Source organism: Mesobacillus maritimus, from assembly GCF_019749255.1.
GTDB lineage: Bacteria > Bacillota > Bacilli > Bacillales > Cytobacillaceae > Mesobacillus_B > Mesobacillus_B maritimus_A.
This window is the reverse complement of record NZ_JACWFH010000006.1, coordinates 35,209-53,377: the sequence shown is the minus strand read 5'-3', so window position 1 is coordinate 53,377 and position 18,169 is coordinate 35,209. Positions and strand designations below refer to the sequence as shown.

At 39.4% G+C, this 18,169-nt stretch carries 16 protein-coding genes; 15 read left to right on the top strand and 1 reads right to left on the bottom strand.

Annotated features, from left to right (window positions below; translation table 11 throughout):
- The first annotated feature begins 228 nt into the window (after positions 1–228).
- Complete coding sequence (locus tag H0185_RS02580; RefSeq protein ID WP_221870924.1) at positions 229–1,437, top strand: MFS transporter; 1,209 nt, start codon at positions 229–231, stop codon at positions 1,435–1,437.
- 288 nt (positions 1,438–1,725) lie between these two features.
- Positions 1,726–2,235, top strand: coding sequence for a YfiT family bacillithiol transferase (locus H0185_RS02575; RefSeq protein WP_221870922.1), 510 nt, complete (start codon positions 1,726–1,728; stop codon positions 2,233–2,235).
- Between the two features lie 68 nt (positions 2,236–2,303).
- Here the strand turns inward: H0185_RS02575 and H0185_RS02570 are convergent, their stop codons facing one another.
- Positions 2,304–5,177 (bottom strand): tetratricopeptide repeat protein, encoded by a 2,874-nt coding sequence (locus H0185_RS02570; RefSeq protein WP_221870920.1) that lies wholly within the window; start codon positions 5,175–5,177, stop codon positions 2,304–2,306.
- Between the two features lie 392 nt (positions 5,178–5,569).
- On the opposite strand from H0185_RS02570, the gene H0185_RS02565 reads away from it, so the two are divergent.
- The 13 genes from H0185_RS02565 to H0185_RS02505 all read left to right on the top strand — a co-directional run bounded on the left by H0185_RS02565 (position 5,570) and on the right by H0185_RS02505 (position 17,576).
- Positions 5,570–6,808, top strand: coding sequence for an LLM class flavin-dependent oxidoreductase (locus H0185_RS02565; RefSeq protein ID WP_221870919.1), 1,239 nt, complete (start codon positions 5,570–5,572; stop codon positions 6,806–6,808).
- A gap of 17 nt (positions 6,809–6,825) precedes the next feature.
- Complete coding sequence (locus H0185_RS02560; protein WP_221870918.1) at positions 6,826–7,638, top strand: alpha/beta fold hydrolase; 813 nt, start codon at positions 6,826–6,828, stop codon at positions 7,636–7,638.
- A 148-nt stretch (positions 7,639–7,786) separates the two neighbouring features.
- Positions 7,787–8,335 (top strand): NADPH-dependent FMN reductase, encoded by a 549-nt coding sequence (locus tag H0185_RS02555; protein ID WP_221870916.1) that lies wholly within the window; start codon positions 7,787–7,789, stop codon positions 8,333–8,335.
- Between the two features lie 678 nt (positions 8,336–9,013).
- On the top strand, positions 9,014–9,784 hold the full coding sequence (locus tag H0185_RS02550; protein WP_221870914.1) for a citryl-CoA lyase: 771 nt from the start codon (positions 9,014–9,016) through the stop codon (positions 9,782–9,784).
- A 57-nt stretch (positions 9,785–9,841) separates the two neighbouring features.
- Positions 9,842–10,504, top strand: coding sequence for a 3-oxoacid CoA-transferase subunit A (locus H0185_RS02545; RefSeq protein ID WP_221870912.1), 663 nt, complete (start codon positions 9,842–9,844; stop codon positions 10,502–10,504).
- 6 nt (positions 10,505–10,510) lie between these two features.
- Entirely contained in the window at positions 10,511–11,179 is a 669-nt protein-coding gene (locus H0185_RS02540) for a 3-oxoacid CoA-transferase subunit B (protein ID WP_221870910.1), read from the top strand.
- Positions 11,180–11,589: 410 nt separating this feature from the next.
- The gene (locus tag H0185_RS02535) at positions 11,590–12,564 is read left to right on the top strand and encodes a ring-cleaving dioxygenase (RefSeq protein ID WP_221870908.1); all 975 of its coding nucleotides are present in this window, start codon (positions 11,590–11,592) and stop codon (positions 12,562–12,564) included.
- A 14-nt stretch (positions 12,565–12,578) separates the two neighbouring features.
- On the top strand, positions 12,579–13,226 hold the full coding sequence (locus H0185_RS02530; RefSeq protein WP_221870906.1) for an alpha/beta hydrolase: 648 nt from the start codon (positions 12,579–12,581) through the stop codon (positions 13,224–13,226).
- 186 nt (positions 13,227–13,412) lie between these two features.
- The gene (locus tag H0185_RS02525) at positions 13,413–14,492 is read left to right on the top strand and encodes a maleylacetate reductase (protein ID WP_221870904.1); all 1,080 of its coding nucleotides are present in this window, start codon (positions 13,413–13,415) and stop codon (positions 14,490–14,492) included.
- Positions 14,493–14,653: 161 nt separating this feature from the next.
- Positions 14,654–15,904 carry an MFS transporter gene (locus tag H0185_RS02520; RefSeq protein ID WP_221870902.1) on the top strand — a complete coding sequence of 417 codons (1,251 nt, stop codon included), beginning with the start codon at positions 14,654–14,656 and terminating at the stop codon, positions 15,902–15,904.
- Between the two features lie 69 nt (positions 15,905–15,973).
- The gene (locus H0185_RS02515; RefSeq protein WP_221870900.1) at positions 15,974–16,372 is read left to right on the top strand and encodes a DoxX family protein; all 399 of its coding nucleotides are present in this window, start codon (positions 15,974–15,976) and stop codon (positions 16,370–16,372) included.
- Between the two features lie 58 nt (positions 16,373–16,430).
- The gene (locus H0185_RS02510) at positions 16,431–16,724 is read left to right on the top strand and encodes a hypothetical protein (protein WP_221870898.1); all 294 of its coding nucleotides are present in this window, start codon (positions 16,431–16,433) and stop codon (positions 16,722–16,724) included.
- A 54-nt stretch (positions 16,725–16,778) separates the two neighbouring features.
- Positions 16,779–17,576, top strand: a complete 798-nt coding sequence (locus H0185_RS02505) for a dioxygenase family protein (RefSeq protein ID WP_221870896.1) — start codon at positions 16,779–16,781, stop codon at positions 17,574–17,576.
- Positions 17,577–18,169 lie beyond the last annotated feature (593 nt).

Below are 18,169 nucleotides of genomic sequence, written 5' to 3'. Positions count from 1 at the left end.
ATCTTACATTAACAAGAGTGGGTTGTTTAAGGAATTTTAAATATATTGTTATTATACGTATGAATTATGCTAAAATTCAAATAAACATGATGTTAAAAATTTGTGATAAATCTATCCCCCAGATTTATCCGATCTATGAAAGGAGTAAAAATTTAATGAACAGTCCAATTTAAAATTCCCCTATCCAGACAACATTCAACATTCAATTCAAATATTGGGGGATATAAAATGAAATTGAATAAAAACTTTTCTTTATTACTATTGGGTCAATCGCTCGCTAATATTGGCGATGTATTATATATGGTTAGTGTTATTAGTACGATTTTTGCATTAACAGGTTCTGCAACCGCATCATCATTTGTGCCATTTACGATTACTTCTTCAATGTTTTTATCTAGTCTGGTCACACCTCTTTTAACTGGGAGAGTTAATCTTAAATGGTTAATGGCTGGTTCGCAAATTGGAAAAACAATTTTCCTTTTTATTCTAGGCATTATGTTAATTGGAATAACCGCATCAAATTATTATTTAATCTTTTTAATAATTGGGTGGATTGCTTTTCTTGATGGATGTGCAAATCCAATAAGACAGACATTGATTCCACACTACGTCAAACCTCAACATTTAGTTCAAGCAAATGGAATTGCAGAAACTGTTACACAGGTTATACAAGCAGCTATGTGGTTCATAGGAAGTTTATTTCTAATTATTATGAGCCCACAACAACTGGTTTGGTTAGTGGGAGGTTTGTTCGTAATTGCCAGCATTTTGCTCTGTTTTTTAGAAAGTGTAAATCAAAAAAGAACTGAGCCAAAAGGGAAACTAGAACAGATTAAAGAGGGTTGGATAACTTTATTTAACACTCCAGTATTAAGAAGGATTGCTTGGATAGATTTTTTCGAAACAATTGCAGGAACGGTTTGGATAGCTGCAATATTATATGTGTTTGTCAACGATGGACTAAACGTTGATGAAAAATGGTGGGGAAATATTAATGGTGCCTTCTTTTTAGGGTTAATTTTAGGAAGTGTTTACTGTATTAAATTTTCTTCATTTATTGAAAAAAAATTAGGAACCTTTATTTTTGTTGGTTCATTCCTAAGTTTCTTAGGTACATTCCTATTTAGCATAAACAGCATTCCAATCATCGCTTTGCTTTTATCGCTCTGTGTAGGGCTTTTTGGACAAATTAAAAACATCCCACAACAAACAGTTATACAAACTAGCGTTTCAAAAGAGCAATTGTCAACGGTTTACACTTCATTAAGTGCTATTGGAACTGGAATGTTTGGCGTTGGTTCTCTTGTTATGGGACTACTAGCAGATATGTTGGGGATTAGAGTCGTATTCGTTCTTTCAGGGCTATTACTAGCCATAGTAAGTACACTTGCTCATACAAATAAGCAATTGTTTGTTAGAAATATTATCGAACAATAAATTTTTGAATAACGGATTTTGATATGACAATGTCCTTCTTTTTTTTATGATTAAGTGATAGTTTGTGAAGTTTCATACTTGAAGTAAGGGGAGCTTTTTTTCAATAAGGCAATCGCTCCTTTTGCTAAGGGTGCAGAGTTGAAGAGCGGTGGTTAACTTTTGATTGGAATCGGGCCATAAATGAATAAGCTTTGAATGACGATGTAGGTGAAGTGATATAATTAAATATCATTAAACGTTCATGCTAAAATATAATGACTTAAAAAATAGGGGAAAAGGGGATTGAAAATGGATGTAAGATACCCAATTGGGGAACTACAAGTTCCTGAAAAAGTAACATTAGAAAATATCCAAGAATGGCTAAAGGAAATCGAGAGCTATACGATTCGGTTAAGAGAATCGGTTGACTTATTGAGTGAGGAGGAATTAAGAAAAACATATCGTGATGGTAGCTGGACAGTTCGTCAACTTGTTCATCATATTGCTGATTCACAGTTGAACATGTATCAACGTTTGAAGCTAGCATTAACAGATGAGAATCCAACAGTACCAGCTTTTAATGAAGAAAAATGGGCTGTTCAACCGGATACAAAGCTTCCTGTAGAAAGTTCTATTAAAATGTTAGAAGGGATAAATGAGCGCATCGTATCTTTAGGAAAAAGTTTAACAGAGGAACAAGTAGATCGAACCTTTATGCACCAGGAAAACGGTGAAATAAAAGTTGCAACAAAAGTAGCAAAATTATCTTGGCACGAAGAGCATCACTTAGCCCATATAAAAATTGCATTATCAAAATAATAAATAATTACAGAGAAAACGGGTGACAGGCACTTTCCAGAAAATTGGTTAGTGCCTGGCACCCATTTTTATGATTTTGAATTAAACAACGCCTCAATTTTTTCTACAACTGGAATGCCAAGTTCTTTTTCAATCATTTGTTGGTAATGCTTTGAGACTCTTTTGGCATGGAGGAACATTTTTGCTTTTAAGAGTTTCTCGATATAATCCACATAAATTGGCTCTTGATAGGGTTCTTTTGTTAGGAGTTTGTCATAATACATTTGACCATTTTGAAAATCGTTCATTTCCCAGTAGTACTCAGCCAGTTCTTGTAATAGATTAATATAAAGCACTCGGTAACGTTCTCGCTCTAATTCTAAAAAGATATTATACGGATAGCCTTCGAAATAGTCTCCCTTATATAAAACTTCTGCTTTCTTTAGGTTGTTCACCCGTTCAATCGGAGTAAAAGCATTTTTGGGATCAACTAGATGTGAAAACTCATTGATATCAAGATACAGATGTTGCGCATTTAAGAAATAATGCTCGCCATCGCGTTGAATATACAAGGAGGAAGGCCCTTTTTGTAAATTAGGCTCTAATGCCTTTCTTAAATAAGAGAGTGCGACGTAGAATTGGTTATTAGCTGAATCGATTAACCCACCGGGAAAAATCTCATCTAAGATATTTTCCTTGTTTATTTTACTTCCTTGATGGGTAATTAAGTATTGTAATAGTTGTAAACTTGCTTTGCGCTTAATATGAATAGGTTTCTGATTCACTATAATTTCAAAGTTTCCTAAAGTTAAGATTCTAATAGTTTCGTTGTGCGTATCATTGCTGTCATTAACCAAGACAGGGTGTTCCACTATTACACTCTCCTGAACTTCTTCAGGTTGTTGCTCCGAACCAACATCCTGAGAAGGCGGAGAAAGCCAGTCGTAATGTTTCTCTATTTTGGTTTCTTGAAATTCCTGCAATTTCATTGTGACTAAGTCTTGGTTTCTTAATTTTGTATACAGAGTAACTTGTAACTTAGCAACTTCACACTTCAAATACGTTGAGGGAACGACGTACGAATAGGCCTTCGATAAATAGTGTTCCGCGCTCTTCCAATCTTCCATTTCCATATAAGTGATCGCTAACTCTTTATAAACCCAAGCCATCGCGTATTCTAATTGAAATTCTTCTGCAATCTTCATCGCTTTATGAATCCATTCAAGTGCCTTTTCATAATCCCCGATTAAACGATAATATTTTCCCATTGAGCAGTAAGGGTAAACAATGGAGGCGTTATGCCGTTGTTTCGATATTTTAAGCGTTTCTTCTAATAAAATTTTTGCTTTATCTAATTTGTTCTGCATTAAATGGACTTCAGCTAATACCCAAGAAGAAATATGATTTGGATGAAAGAAACTGCTTAGCTTTGGATAGGACAACGATTCTTGTGCTGCCTGTAAGGCTTGATCGTATTTTCCCATATAAAAATAGATAACAGATTGCAACGATAGGTTTATGGCAATCATTTCGTGATCTTTATTTTTATAGGACGTTTTCAAGGAATCTGAACAAAACTGATCTGCTTTTCTTATTTCACCGTTGTAAAAATAAGCGGCTGCAAGCTGATGTTTATAATGAACAATCGATAATGGGTTTACATGTTCATCATATTTGGTTAGGTTCTTTTCCATTGCGGGTATGATTTTTTCCAATACATTCAAAGGGATGCATTTGACAAGGAATAAACTAATACTTGCTGTATGTAATCGAGGGGAAACTTCTTCGAAAAACCAATCTATGAGGTCAATAAACTTTGCTGGTGGATAAAACTCTTTCATTTTTGCCATGATTTGCGTTGCAACAAGAAAATTATTACTAGACATGGCATGGGCAAAAGCATGAAAAAAGTCTTTTTTGTCTTCATATATTTTGGAAAGCTGTTCATGAAACTCTCTTATTTGAGCATGATTGAATCGTTTGGTTAACTGATTGGTGAGAAAGACACGAAACAGGCTGTAGTAGCGAATATCCCCATTTTCATTCTGATAGATAAATAGATGGTTCTTTAAAAGGTGATCAAGCACTTGTTCCGTATGGTTGCGTTCTAAGTATGTATCAATCACATCTGAGCTGAGTTCATACATAATACATGTTTGATAAAGAAAAGATTTAATTTCTTCACTTTGTTTTGCTAGGATTTCTTCTCCTAAATAATTGTAAATATCTTCTGTGCCTTTGAAATTGATCCAAAACGACAAACGATCCGAAGTGTCAATATCTTTCATTAAATCCTGTAATAACTGTAAACAAGCTGCCCATCCGTCGGTTTTAGAATGGATTAAATAAATTTCTTTCGGTTGCAAGCTGATTTTGTGCAAAGAAGAAAAGTATTGCAGAATTTCATTTGGTGTAAATTTCAATTCTTTTGTACTCAGATAAGCTAATTTATTTTTTAATTTCAAATTGATTAACTTTAGATTGGGACGAATTCGACTCGTGATGATAAAGGTTACATATGGAGAGACATGGGAAATGATGCTTGTCAGCATTTGTTCAACTTCTTCACTTTGGTCGATGGTTTGATAATCGTCGAGGACGATGATTAACCGTTCCGGCCATGAAGCTAAAATACTAATTAAATTGTCAAGTTCTGTTTCTAGCTCGTCATCGGAAATTTCGCAAATGACCTTTTTTCCTGATATTTTCCGCATTATTAACGTTTTAAAGTAAGACAGAAAAACAGCAGGGTTGCCATCCATTTGCGATAGTTTGTACCATACACTTGGTAAGTTGTTTTCCTTTATGAAGCTAGAGACTAGTGTTGTTTTCCCGTAGCCGCCTTCACTGATTAAACAAATGAGAGAGCAATCTAGGTGTTCGTTTAGATAGGTAAATAACCGATCACGAATCAGATAAGGCGAATAATGCGGAACGCTTAACTTTGACTCGAAAAATAGCATATTGTCCCTCCTTAAAATGTAAGCGGATACATAAATAATAGTAATATTGCGAATATTTAATAATTTATTCTCCATTAATAGTAGGTACAATTTATTTAATTGTCAAGAGACTAGTTAGGATATTGTAAGATTTTGTCATCCTAGTGGATAGGTGATAGACCAATAGGATAATAATCATCAAATGAAAGAAGAGTAAATTGTAAGATTATCTAAAACGTTGTGTAAGGATGTAGTTAGGTAGTTCTTTTATAGTGATCGTAACACGGAAACAAATGTTGGATGAAAGGGGAGATGTCCTTTAGTTACGTTCATTTCCATTAACCTTGGAAATGGGAGGAAGCATTTGCTTGTAAGTGTCTAATAAAAACAATCATAAAATTGGAGGGAAAAGTATGAAATTTGTATTCATGAACTTAATGTCGTATCGTGATTTGCCTGAAGATTTTACCGAGAAGCACAAGAGTGTATACATTTCCATCCCAAATAGTCTTTACGATCCAGAGAAGGGTCATGAAATGTACAATGATTTTATCGATCAATATGAGCTTGCAATTGACCTAGGCTTTGATGGTGTTGGGGTAAATGAACATCACGCGAATGCTTATGGAATGATGCCTTCTCCGAACATCATTGCTGCGGCTTTGGCTAGAAAGGTAAGAGAATCCGAGAAAACTGCCCTTATCGTTCTAGGAAACAGTTTAGCTCTCTATAATCCACCTATCCGTGTCGCTGAAGAATTAGCGATGCTCGATAATATCACCGGGGGACGTTTAATTGCAGGTTTCCCAGTTGGAACCTCAATGGATACGAACTATGCCTATGGTGTGAACCCAGCAGAACTAAGACCTCGTTATTATGAGGCACATGATTTAGTTATGAAGGCATGGAAGGAAAGAGAAGTCTTCCATTTTAACGGCAAATTTAATCAACACCGATATGTAAACGTTTGGACTCGCCCATATCAAGATCCACATCCACCAGTTTGGATTCCAGGCGGAGCAGCTAGCCAAGAGACGTTTGATTGGGTTGCTGAAAATGACTATCAATATAGCTATCTCAGCTTCTATGGACATGAATTTGCGAAAGATAAATTTGATAAGTTCTGGAAGCGTCGTAAAGAACTTGGCTTGGACATGAATCCATATAAAGTAGGATTCGTTCAAATGATTTGTATTTCAGAAACAGATGAAAAGGCAAAAGAAGAATACGAAGAGCATGTAAACTATTTCTTTAACAAGAGCTTCCATGTTTCCCCTGAGTTTACTGAAGCTCCAGGGTACCGTACGGAAAAGAGCGTTCGCGCTGGCTTGCAAAGTCAGTATGGAACAGAAAGTGCGGGAGCCAAATTACGAGCAGGCTTGTCTTGGGAACAAATGGTTGAAAAAGGCTATGTCATTGCGGGCTCTCCTGAAAGCGTTGTCAAACAAATTCGAAAAGCGATTAAAAAGCTTCACGTCGGTCATTTCATTGCACTATTAAACCATGGTTCGATGCCACATGAACTAGCGCTTAAAAATATCCGCTTAATGGGCGAAGAGGTTATTCCACATGTTCGTGATATTTGGGGAGATGAATATGAAGTACAAAACTGGCCAAAAATCGAGCAAACGCCAGCGGTCCAAAAGGCATAAAAAAGGAGGAATGGAAGATGTCTACACCAAAATTAAAAACCGTTAAAGTAAGAGATTGTATTGAAGCAAAGGTTTTGGTTGCGGGAGAAGGGAAGCCACTTGTTTACCTTCATGGTGCCGGTGGTCTCCAGTGGGATGACTATTTAGATCGTCTCTCACAACATTATAAAGTATATGCTCCATACCATATTGGTACTGGTGGCTCGGTCGGAAAAGATGAGGTTCGTGATTGGTGGGACTTAGTGCTTTATTATTATGAACTGTTTGATGCCTTAGGTTTAGAAACCGTAGATGTCATCGGGCATTCCTTTGGTGGCATGGTCGCAGCAGAACTAGCTTCTACCAATCCAAACCGAGTGAGAAATTTAGTGTTGGTTTGTGCTGCAGGCCTTTGGCTTGATGAAACACCAGTAAAAGATGTATTTACGATGCTAAATACTCCAGATGTTCTATTCCAACACTTGTTTGCGGATCTGAATTCCCCAGCCGCTCAAGCGTTTGCTAATGCGATGCCAGAAGAGCATGAAGCGCAGGTTGATTTTATTGTAGCTCAAAATACGGCTGCAGCGGAAGCAGCCAAGTTTATGTGGGGAATTCCTGACAAAGGCTTAAGCCGAAGAATTCACCGCGTGACTGCAAACACCTGCATTATTTGGGGAGAAAAAGATGCCCTCATTCCAGTCGATTATGCTTATGAGTTCCATAAAAAACTTCCAGGCTCAAAGGTAACGATTATGGAAAAGTCGGGTCACTATCCACAGGCTGAGGAGCTTGAAGCTGTACTTGCTACCACGTTGGGATTTCTTCAAGCGGCGCCTGTGACGAAATAACCGAAGTTAGAAGTCACTTAAGTTTAGGGTGATGTAAGCTACTTTATAGTGTGAAAAGCCAATGAGTCCCTTTCATTTGTAGAGGGACTCATTCAGCTATTAAAGACTTTGGGAACAGAAAAGGTTCCGGATTTAAGGAGGAATGAATATGAAAGTCATTGGAATTTCTGGCACGATTATTGGTGAAAAAATGAGTGCTGTAGTGATGCGAGTTTTGAATGAGATACAGAAGGTAGATCCTGGTGTTGAGGTAGAATTGCTTGATTTAAAAGATTATCAGCTCGAGTTTTGTGATGGGCGTGACCCGGAAACCTATATTGGCGATACGAAAAAAGTGATTCAAATCATGAATTCAGGAGATGTGTTTTTATTTGCCACTCCTATTTTTAATGCTTCCTTGTCAGGACCGTTAAAGAATCTGATTGACTTGACGCCTGTGTCGACGCTTCGAAACAAAGTGATGGGATTCATTGCGACAGGTGGGACTTATCAACATTATCTTGTCATTGAAAATCAATTAAAGCCCATTGCCGGTTATTTTCGGGCCTATGTTGCACCGAGTTCGGTTTATTTAACAAGAGAGCATTTTAATGGAAATAGGTTGATTGAAGATGATGAGATCCTCAACCGAATCGGGAATTTAGCACAAGAATTAGTTCAAATGCAGAAGTCGTTAAAACCAAATGTGAAAGTTTAGTAGATACAATTATCATTCGGGGGATGAGCTGAACATAGAGCCTCTCCTGTTTTTTTAGCCTCGTGTTGCTGCCATCCTTTTTATTCTCCTTGTTTATATCTAATTATAGTGATTGATCACTACGGACTACAACGGAGATAGGGCTTTGACGCATTGGTGCCCAAACGCCCCTGCTTGAAACCGAGAAAGGGCGTCAATCTTCTTCATTGGTGCCCAAACTCTCTCGCTTGAAACCGAGATAGGGCATCAAACACCTTCATTGGTGCCCAATCTCTTTCGCTTGAAAGCGAGATAGGACGTCAATCGACTTCATTGGCGCCCAAACTCTTTCGCTTGAAACCAAGATAGGGTGTCAATCACCTTCATTGGTGCCCAAACTCTCTCGCTTGAAACTGAGATAGGGCGTCCATCATCCTCATTGGTGCTCAAACACTCCCACTTATATCCGAGATAGGGCACGAATGGTATTCATGGGTGAACTATATTCTTTAAAAGTTTGATTACACTCAAAAGTATGAACAAGCAAGTTAGGAATAGCAGCAAAGCTAGTAGTTTACCCCATAAAATCAAGACTTTGTAAGATATATCTGCTTTTTAGTAAGAAATTAGTTAGAAAGATATCTTATAGTTTGTTCAATGAATAGATAGGTAGTTTTCTTAATATAGGAGGAATGATTCATGCAATTTGAAACGAAAATTGGCAGGTCGACAAGAGAACAACTTCATGTCCATGGCTATAATTTAGCTGATGATTTAATTGGAAATATCACGCTCGCGGACATGCTTTTTTTAGGAGTGAAACACAGAAAACCGACCGAAGCTGAATCAAAAATGCTAAATGCAACGTTAATTGCAATTTGTGAGCATGGGTTTACACCGAGTTCACTCTCTTCGCGCTTAACCTACTTAGGGGCACCAGAAGCGATTCAAGCGGCAGTTGCTGCAGGGCTTCTTGGGGCAGGGTCGGTTTATTTTGGCGCGATGGAGTATGTAGCTGAAATGCTCCAAAAAACGTATCAAAAGCATGGGAATGAGTATTCTACGGAAGAATTAGCGGGGCTTGTCATCCAAGAAAGAAAAGAACAAGGCTTGCAGCTGCCTGGGTTTGGTCATCACATTCACAAGCCCGTCGATCCGCGTACTCCTAAACTTTTTGCCATCGCTGAGGAACTTGGCTTCCTAAACAAACATTCTCAGCTTTTGATAGAAATGCATAAACAATTTTGCGAGCAAAAAGGGAAAGAAATTACGCTAAATGTTACCGGCGCAATTGGGGCAATTTTATCGGATATGGAAATTGATTATCGACTGGTAAAGTCATTTGCGGTTGCGGCAAGAGCGGTTGGGTTAGTCGGTCATATCGCCGAAGAAATTGAAACTGGCCGCACAGAGTCCGTTGCACAGCAAGTATTTGAATATGTCGAGAATCATACTGACTATAAAGGCTAGATTCAACGTTTCATAGGACGGTAGGTTCGTATTTTGTGAATGGAGGGCTTAAACACAATGATCAATAAGGTGTTCAATTCTGCTGAAGAAGCAATTGCTGACGTATGGGATGGAAGTACGATCCTATTTGGGGGCTTTGGGGGGGCAGGGTTGCCCTATGAAATCATTTATGCCTTGTATCGTCAGGGAGCGAAAGAAATTACGGCTGTTAGCAACAACCCAGGATATCATGAGGAAGGAATCGCAAAATTGATTGCGCATGACCGGATTTCAAAATTGCTTTGCTCCTTTCCAGTCCAAAAAGACAGCTATGTGTTTAGAGAGAAATTTAATCAAGGAAAAGTTGATTTGGAACTGATTCCTCAAGGAACACTGGCCGAACGAATCCGTGCAGGTGGCGCTGGAATTGAAGCTTTTTACACGCCCACAGGGGTTGGAACCGAAATCGCTGAAGGCAAGGATGAACAAGAATTTGATGGGATTCCTTGTATTCTCGAAAAGGCAATAAAAGGCGACTTTGCGTTTATTAAAGCCAAAAAAGCCGATCGTTGGGGAAATCTTGTATATAACAAATCAGGTCGCAACTTTAATCCAGTTATGGCAATGGCAGGAAAAATTACGATTGCTGAAGTTGATGAAATTGTTGAGGTAGGCGAATTGGATCCAGAATCCATCGTGACACCAGGCGTTTTCGTACAACGTGTTGTGAAAAGGAGTTGATTTAAAATGGATAAGCGTAGGTTAACTAGAGAACAAATTGCCAAGCGGATTGCCAAGGAGCTGCGCGAAGGCGATGTCATCAATTTAGGAATTGGGATTCCGGTGCTTGTTAGTAACTTTGTTTCTCCTGAAAGTGAATATATTTATCATAGTGAACAAGGCGTTTTGGGGATGGGGTCATTGGCGGAGCCGCACGAAGCGGATCCTGATTTGGTGAACGCATCGAAAGAACCGGTTACCCTCGTTCCAGGGGGAAGTTTTTCGCACTCGGCAGATTCTTTTGCAATGGTAAGGGGCAAACATATTGATGTGGCGATCCTTGGTGGCATGCAGGTTTCCGAAAACGGAGATTTAGCCAATTGGAAAGTGAAAGATGTGGGCCTTGGGGGTATTGGCGGCGCAATGGACATCGCGATTGGGGCAAAGTCAGTATACGTAGCAATGACCCATACCAATAAAGATGGTGGGCCAAAGATTGTGAAAAAGCTAGATTACCCAGTTACAGCACTTAACTGTGTAAGCACGATTTTTACAGACATGGCCGTCATTGAAGTAACAAGGGACGGCCTAGTATTAAAAGAAATCGCCCCAGGCTTTACCGCAGAAGAAGTACAAAAAGCAACCGAACCCAAACTGATCCTTTCACCAAACTTAAAAGAAATTGCAATCTCATAAAAGATTCATAAAAATGTTCCCAGCATATGTTGGGGACATTTTTTTTGGATTTTTTAATAGAAGAGAGATTTTTTATTAGTCAAAGTTAAAAAACATTATGAAACGGTTGATTGAAGCGGAAGGCACGAAGACTCCTGCGGGAGTACGGGGCTGGGGAGACCCCACAGGCGCTGTAGCGTCGAGGAGGCTCCCCGCAACGCCCGCGGAAAGCGAAGTGCCTAGAGCGTAAATCAACCTACCCTTTCTAAAAACAAGACTATGAAGTTTTATATTTTAATGATTTTGTTAGAAAATAATTCCTCTTTGTAAGGAAAGCCCCTTCATTCTGTAAGTAACTGGTTAGAGCGATTTTTTATAGTAAGTGTAGTGGAAACACCACAACAAAAAAGTTGTCTGAGGAGGAATAGGAGATGTTAAAAAATTTAATTCATGGGATTCACCACGTAACAGCGGGGGTAGCAGGTGCACAAGAGGATGTCGACTTTTTTACTAGCATCGTTGGCCAGAGATTGGCAAAACAAACGGTATTAATGGATGGTCCACTACCAATCTATCATCTCTACTATACGAATGCAGATGCTGAAATCGGATCAGCGATGACAACATTCCCATATGGAAAAGCTGGAATCAAAGCAAAAAGAGGATCCGGACAGGTGAAAACAACGTCTTATACGGTTCCTACTGGTTCTCTCCCATTCTGGGTGAACCATTTTAACCAAAACAACATCGAGCATGGCGAAATCGAAGAGCGTTTCGGATTGAATCGTTTAACGTTCCAACATCCATGTGGCTTAGAGTTTGAATTTGTTGAAGATGATGCCGATACTCGTAAAGGATATGTAACCGACGAGGTTTCTATTAATGAAGCAGTAAAAGGCTTCCATAGTGTCACTATGTCTGTTCGTGAAGTAGAAGAACAAGATCGTTTCATTCGTGAAGTGTTAGGCTATGAGTTTACAGGCCGTGAAGGTCAGTACTACCAATATGAATTAAATGGTGGCGGAGCAAATAAAACGCTCTATGTCATTCATGAGCCAGATCTTCCACAAGGAAGCTGGGGCCTTGGTGCAGGAACGATTCACCATGTGGCCTTTGCGGTTGATACTGATAAAGAATTAAATGAAGTAAGAGAATTGGTTACTGGTTTGGGTTATACCGACATGTCCGAAATTAAGGACCGTTATTACTTCCACTCTTCATACGTAAGATCACCAGGCGGAATCCTTTGTGAGTTTACGACTAGTGACATCGGCTTTACCATTGATGAGCCATTTGAAGAGCTTGGACAAACTTTGCATCTTCCACCATGGAAACAAAACGATCGTGAAGAGATTCTTAGTCAACTTGAACCAGTTCGAAACCCTCAAAAACCATTAGTAAAATAAAGTAGGGGGAATATATGAATATTCATCTCCAACAGCCTGTGGTCACGCGCGGTGTTCCATTAGCGGACGCAAAAGCCTTGGTTTTCATGTTACATGGTCGAAATCAAACAACAGATTACGTCATGGACTTGGTTGAGCGAATCAATCTCCCTGATGTTCATTATGTTGCCCCACAAGCAGCTGAGAATTGTTGGTATCCGAAAGGGTTTATGGAGGAGATATCAGAGAACGAACCTTATTTAAGTGATAGTTTAGACTGTTATGCACAACGGATATCAGAGTTGGTCAATCTTGGCGTTCCTAAATCCAAACTTATTCTATTAGGTTTTTCACAAGGAGCTTGTTTGACAGCTGAATATGTTCGAAGAAACCCTGAGCGATATGGTGGGGTGGTCCTTTATACCGGGGGAATTATCGGACCACCTGGGACAAATTGGAACATGAGAGGTTCTTTAAATGGAACTCCTGTCTTTCTAGGCTCAAGTGATGTGGATGAATGGGTTCCGGAGCATAGGATTCATGAAACGGCCAACCTGTTTGAAAAGATGGAAGCTAACACGAAAACCGTTATTTATAAAGGGATGGGGCATCTCATTAATGACGAGGAAATTGATTTTGCCAAAGACATCATTCGAAACGTTCAAGCGAATCTAATAGGTTAAAAAGTTGAAGGTTTCCTAGTATTCGTTTCAAAAGCTGGAGGGAATCTGAAAATAGGATGAGAGTAAGATCCATGTAAGATTCCCTTTGCCCTTCCTGAAAAGAAAAGCCAAGTAGATTGCTTTATCTTTTCATAACGGAAGGGTTTTTTGTTGTATTTTAAATCATTAGCAAGGGAGAAAAAAGAAATGGAAGCATTTTTATATGAAAGTCAGGCGGCCCGTGTGAAGTTTGGCGTGGATGTACGAAAGGAAGTTCGGAAAGAGCTAGAGTCATTGGGTGGAAAGCGAGCTTTAGTGGTTTCAACCCTAGAACAAAAGGATCTTGCCCAGGAAATGGCAGGTTACCTTGGAGAGCTTTGTGTAGGGGTCTTAGCTGAAGCCGTGCAACATGTTCCAAGAGAAACCATCAATAAAGGGATGGCAGTCGTTCGAGAATTACAGGTTGATAGTCTTGTCCCAGTCGGAGGAGGCTCTTCTATCGGTCTTGCGAAAGCGTTAGCGCTCGAAACTAGGTTTCCAATTCTCGCGATTCCAACCACGTATGCGGGCTCAGAAATGACACCGATATGGGGAATCACAGAAAATGGGCAGAAGAAAACAGGCAAAAACATAATTGTTAAGCCAAAAACCGTGATTTATGACCCTACCCTAACCGTCACATTGCCACCAAGATTAACGGTCACGAGTGGAATGAATGCAATCGCTCATTGTGCGGAAGGACTTTATGCGGAAAATGCCAACCCCATCATTTCGATGATGGCAGTGGAGGGGATTACTGCCCTTAGTTCGAGTCTGCCAAAAATACTAGAACAACCAGAGGATCTAGAAGCACGGTCGAAAGCCTTATACGGTACATGGTTGGGGGGAACGGTCCTCGGTTCGGTTGGCATGGCCTTGCATCATAAACTTTGTCATGTTCTTGGTGGAAGCTATAATCTTCAACACGCAGACACACATACCGTGATTTTACCGTATGCGATTTGGTACAATTCAACGCATGCTCCATATGCAATGGAAGCAAGTTCTAAGGCGATTGGTTCTGATGCAGATGATGTCGCTGGGGCATTATTTGACCTCTCGAAATCCCTTGGTGTTCCTGTTTCCTTAGAAGAAATCGGAATGAAAAGAGAGGACCTTGATGAAGCAGCCATGATTGCGACAAGAAATCCGTATTACAATCCACGTCCAATTGATGAAAGTGGGATTCGGAGTTTACTAGAGTTTGCGTTTGTAGGAGAAAGACCGATTCAAGGGAAATCGCTGTAATATAGAGCTTGATTTTTTAAAAGGAATCCCGAAGTAAGTAGATGTTCAGGGTAATTGCTCCCATTTTCTAACTAACATTAAACTTTACCGTTGAACGATAAGAATAAACGAAAAAAGGTAAGTCACTTTGTTTTTTAAAAAATATTAATGGGGTGCGATTCATGGAAACTAAAAAGTTCTGGACATATGAAAATAAATTATTAACTCTGCTTTTCTTTGTTTGGGGTTTCGTATTCGTTGACCGCTTGGCACTTAACTTCTTATTTCCGTTCATGACGGAGGAATTAGGGCTAACGAATACTCATATTGGGATCATTGTTTCAGCATTTTCTTTAACTTGGGCATGCTCGGGGTGGTTTGGTGGGTTGCTTTCCGACAAAATCGGAAAAAAGAAAAATATCTTAATGATCTCTGTTCTGTTATTTTCGGTTTGCTCGCTGTTAACAGGCGTAGCAAATGGGTTTTTAATGTTAATCATCTTTCGGATGTTAATGGGGGTTACAGAGGGGCCAGTCTTCCCGGTTGCTCAATCGTTGTTATCTGTTGCGTCCTCTCCGCACCGGCGCGGATTTAATATGGGCTTGTTCCAAAGTTCCTCAACCGCCTTGTTGGCCAGCTTCTTAGGGCCAATAATCATCGTCGCACTAGCCAATACTTTTGGCTGGAGACCGACATTTTTCCTTACGATCATTCCAGGATTAATTCTATTCTTCCTTATTTGGAAGGTTGTAAAAGAACCAGTGGAATTAACCCTTAAAGATGAAAAACCAGAGGAAAAAGTTCCGTTGTCATTGGTTTTGAGAAATAAGAATGTAGTCGTATCTGTTTTTGTTGCCATCTTTACAGTTACCTGGTATCTAAATATCAACACGTTTACCCCACTTTATTTAGTCGATAAAGGAATTTCACCAACGAACATGAGTTTTATCATGGCTGCATTAGGGTTAGGTGGCGTTCTTTGGGGATTTGGTGTTCCTGCTATTTCAGATAAAATTGGCCGGAAACCTACGATGATTATCTTTTCGTTTATTACCGCAGTGGCTCCATTAGGATTTATTTTCCTAGGCACCAGTCAAATGGCTCTGTTAATGATCGCCGCATTTATCGGCAATGTCGGGGTAGGGACAATGGTACTGTCCATGTCAAATATGCCATCGGAATCGGTTCCGGCTAAATATGTAGCCACAGCTGTCGGCTTCATTATGGCGATAGGTGAACTTGTCGGCGGCGTGGGAATAACAGCGCTAGCAGGGATGGCCGCAGACAAGTATGGGTTAGTTGCGCCAATGTGGATTGCGATCGTTAGTACGATTCTTTGTGGTTTCTTAGCATTCCTTTACTATGAAACAGCACCAATTAAAATAAATAAACAAAAGCTCCCACAAGTTACACCAACAAATACTGAAATCTAATCTATTCAAAAAATCACTGAACCAGGAATAAAGTGATGACTTGGACGAAGTGAAAGGAATGATCGAAAGATGGGAAGTATCGGGATACTGATAATTCGGTTGGTCATTGGGATTTTATTCATCGGGCATGGAGCTCAAAAATTATTTGGCTGGTTTGGTGGCCATGGATTACAAGGCACAGGAGGCTGGTTTGACTCTATTGGAATAAAGCCGGGGGTAACCATGGCTTTGGTTGCAGGACTAGTTGAACTTGTGGGTGGAGTGATGTTTGCCGCGGGACTACTTACTCCACTCGCAGCAATCATGATTGCTGGAACCATGATCATTTCAATTGTAAAGGTACATGGTTCAAATGGGTTATGGGCCCAAGCAAATGGCTATGAATATAACTTAACTTTGCTGGCGGTTGCAATTGGAATTGCATGTATAGGTCCTGGAAAATATGCGCTAGACTCAGTTTTATTTTAATAAACAAGGAACGGACCCTGTGCTTCTTTTGACATTTCAAAAAAGGGGGGGCGAAAGCATGGTGGAAAAGAAAGACATGGTCATCCATTTACCTGATTTGTCCTTCGTACAATGGTGTGAAAAAAGTTTCGGTCTTAATCGAGGTGTATACAATACAATAGATGCCTGGTTTTATGAGAATGGAGTGAAGGATATCCTTAAACGAAGAAAGTTGATTGTCTATTTTTTAAATCATTACCATCAAAATCAATCAGATGGAAAAAGAATCAAATTTGGTCAAGGACGTTTAACTTCATTATTATCGGAATATTCAAATAGAAGAGGGGTTATTGGGACAGGAAAGGGCTCATGACAAAATTAGTCCTTGTTTATACAAATGAGCTGCATCAAAAGGAGTCTGGATATAATGAATGAAAGATTACACGCTATTACGACGAAGCTATCTGAGCACTTGCATAGTGTCATTGAAGAATTTCAAATCACTGAAGATGAGCTTAAAGTTGCCTTACAATTCTTAACGAAAGTTGGCAAAAGTGGAGAATATCCATTGCTTTCAGATGTTTTGCACGTTTCCATAGCGGTTGACAGAGTGACACATGCAGCGGAACATGATGGAAAGTCAACCGAAAGCAATGTAGAAGGGCCTCTATACCGAGAGGAGGCACCAATCTTGTCACACCCTGTTCACCTCTGTGCAGTCGATGAGACAGAAGATGAAATTTTATATGTATCTGGTCAGGTCTTCTCAACAGATGGAGAGCCACTGGCCAACACCATGATTGATGTGTGGCAGGCAAATGGAAAAGGCGATTATGAAAACGAAGATCCTACACAGCCTGAGTTTAACTTGCGCGGTCGGTTTTTGACCGATGAAAAGGGTCGATATGAGTTTCGAACGGTTGTGCCTGGGCCATATGAAATCGGAAAAGGAGGTCCGGTCGGGGAGTTATTAAAAGCCATTGATCGACACGCATGGCGTCCAGCTCATATCCATTTTAAAATTTCACACCCTGGCTTTAAACCTGTGACCACGATGCTGTTCATTGAGGGGGATCCTTGGGTGAATTCCGATTCGATTGGCGCAGTGAAAGAATCACTCTTGTTAAAGCTTGAAGAATGCAATGACCTTGGCGAAAAGATACGCCGAGGGATTGATCGCAAGTTTTATACATCCAAGTTTGATTTTATTCTTAGTCGCGCCTGAAGTAGTCTTCTAGCTAGGAAAAATAATGATAATAAAAATTCATATTTTCCCCCTGAAAAAGTCTTCTTATAAGGATAAAGGGTTCAGTTGTGAGGCGCTTATTAAGAATTTGTACACAGTAAGACATAATATTGGACATTAAAAATGGGACAATATGTAAGATGAAACTCGTCGATTTGACGAGTTTTTCTGCATTAATTATAGTTTGTTCTACAAATTCATCAAATAAAGAAGTCCTAACGATGATATAACTGCCTGTACTTAAAGTAACGGGGTAGTTTAGTTAAATGAGAATTTGGTATTTGTTGATGGTGGTAAATTGTTAGAAGAAAAGATACAAACCAACTGGCAACAACGTCAACATATGAAGAGAAACAACCGCTCCCTTCTTTCTATTCAGATGGAAATTCACTTGGGGCAGTAACTTGGTTTAAAGCATCTTCACGAGGTGAAGGTAGAAACTCTTAGGTATCACTTTTGCGGTTGTCTGAAATGAGATAACCTCCTAATAACGCACATACAACAAGAATCCAAGAAGGAATATTTTGCATTTATTTAAATCATATCTATTAAAGTGTAACGTTAATAAAAAT

What these genes read in the sequence shown, in the direction of transcription:
- H0185_RS02580 (WP_221870924.1), top strand. Translation starts at nt 229, where the DNA reads ATGAAATTGAATAAAAACTTTTCTTTATTACTATTGGGTCAATCGCTC.
- H0185_RS02575 (WP_221870922.1), top strand. Translation starts at nt 1,726, where the DNA reads ATGGATGTAAGATACCCAATTGGGGAACTACAAGTTCCTGAAAAAGTA.
- H0185_RS02570 (WP_221870920.1), bottom strand. Translation starts at nt 5,177, where the DNA reads ATGCTATTTTTCGAGTCAAAGTTAAGCGTTCCGCATTATTCGCCTTAT.
- H0185_RS02565 (WP_221870919.1), top strand. Translation starts at nt 5,570, where the DNA reads ATGAAATTTGTATTCATGAACTTAATGTCGTATCGTGATTTGCCTGAA.
- H0185_RS02560 (WP_221870918.1), top strand. Translation starts at nt 6,826, where the DNA reads ATGTCTACACCAAAATTAAAAACCGTTAAAGTAAGAGATTGTATTGAA.
- H0185_RS02555 (WP_221870916.1), top strand. Translation starts at nt 7,787, where the DNA reads ATGAAAGTCATTGGAATTTCTGGCACGATTATTGGTGAAAAAATGAGT.
- H0185_RS02550 (WP_221870914.1), top strand. Translation starts at nt 9,014, where the DNA reads ATGCAATTTGAAACGAAAATTGGCAGGTCGACAAGAGAACAACTTCAT.
- H0185_RS02545 (WP_221870912.1), top strand. Translation starts at nt 9,842, where the DNA reads ATGATCAATAAGGTGTTCAATTCTGCTGAAGAAGCAATTGCTGACGTA.
- H0185_RS02540 (WP_221870910.1), top strand. Translation starts at nt 10,511, where the DNA reads ATGGATAAGCGTAGGTTAACTAGAGAACAAATTGCCAAGCGGATTGCC.
- H0185_RS02535 (WP_221870908.1), top strand. Translation starts at nt 11,590, where the DNA reads ATGTTAAAAAATTTAATTCATGGGATTCACCACGTAACAGCGGGGGTA.
- H0185_RS02530 (WP_221870906.1), top strand. Translation starts at nt 12,579, where the DNA reads ATGAATATTCATCTCCAACAGCCTGTGGTCACGCGCGGTGTTCCATTA.
- H0185_RS02525 (WP_221870904.1), top strand. Translation starts at nt 13,413, where the DNA reads ATGGAAGCATTTTTATATGAAAGTCAGGCGGCCCGTGTGAAGTTTGGC.
- H0185_RS02520 (WP_221870902.1), top strand. Translation starts at nt 14,654, where the DNA reads ATGGAAACTAAAAAGTTCTGGACATATGAAAATAAATTATTAACTCTG.
- H0185_RS02515 (WP_221870900.1), top strand. Translation starts at nt 15,974, where the DNA reads ATGGGAAGTATCGGGATACTGATAATTCGGTTGGTCATTGGGATTTTA.
- H0185_RS02510 (WP_221870898.1), top strand. Translation starts at nt 16,431, where the DNA reads ATGGTGGAAAAGAAAGACATGGTCATCCATTTACCTGATTTGTCCTTC.
- H0185_RS02505 (WP_221870896.1), top strand. Translation starts at nt 16,779, where the DNA reads ATGAATGAAAGATTACACGCTATTACGACGAAGCTATCTGAGCACTTG.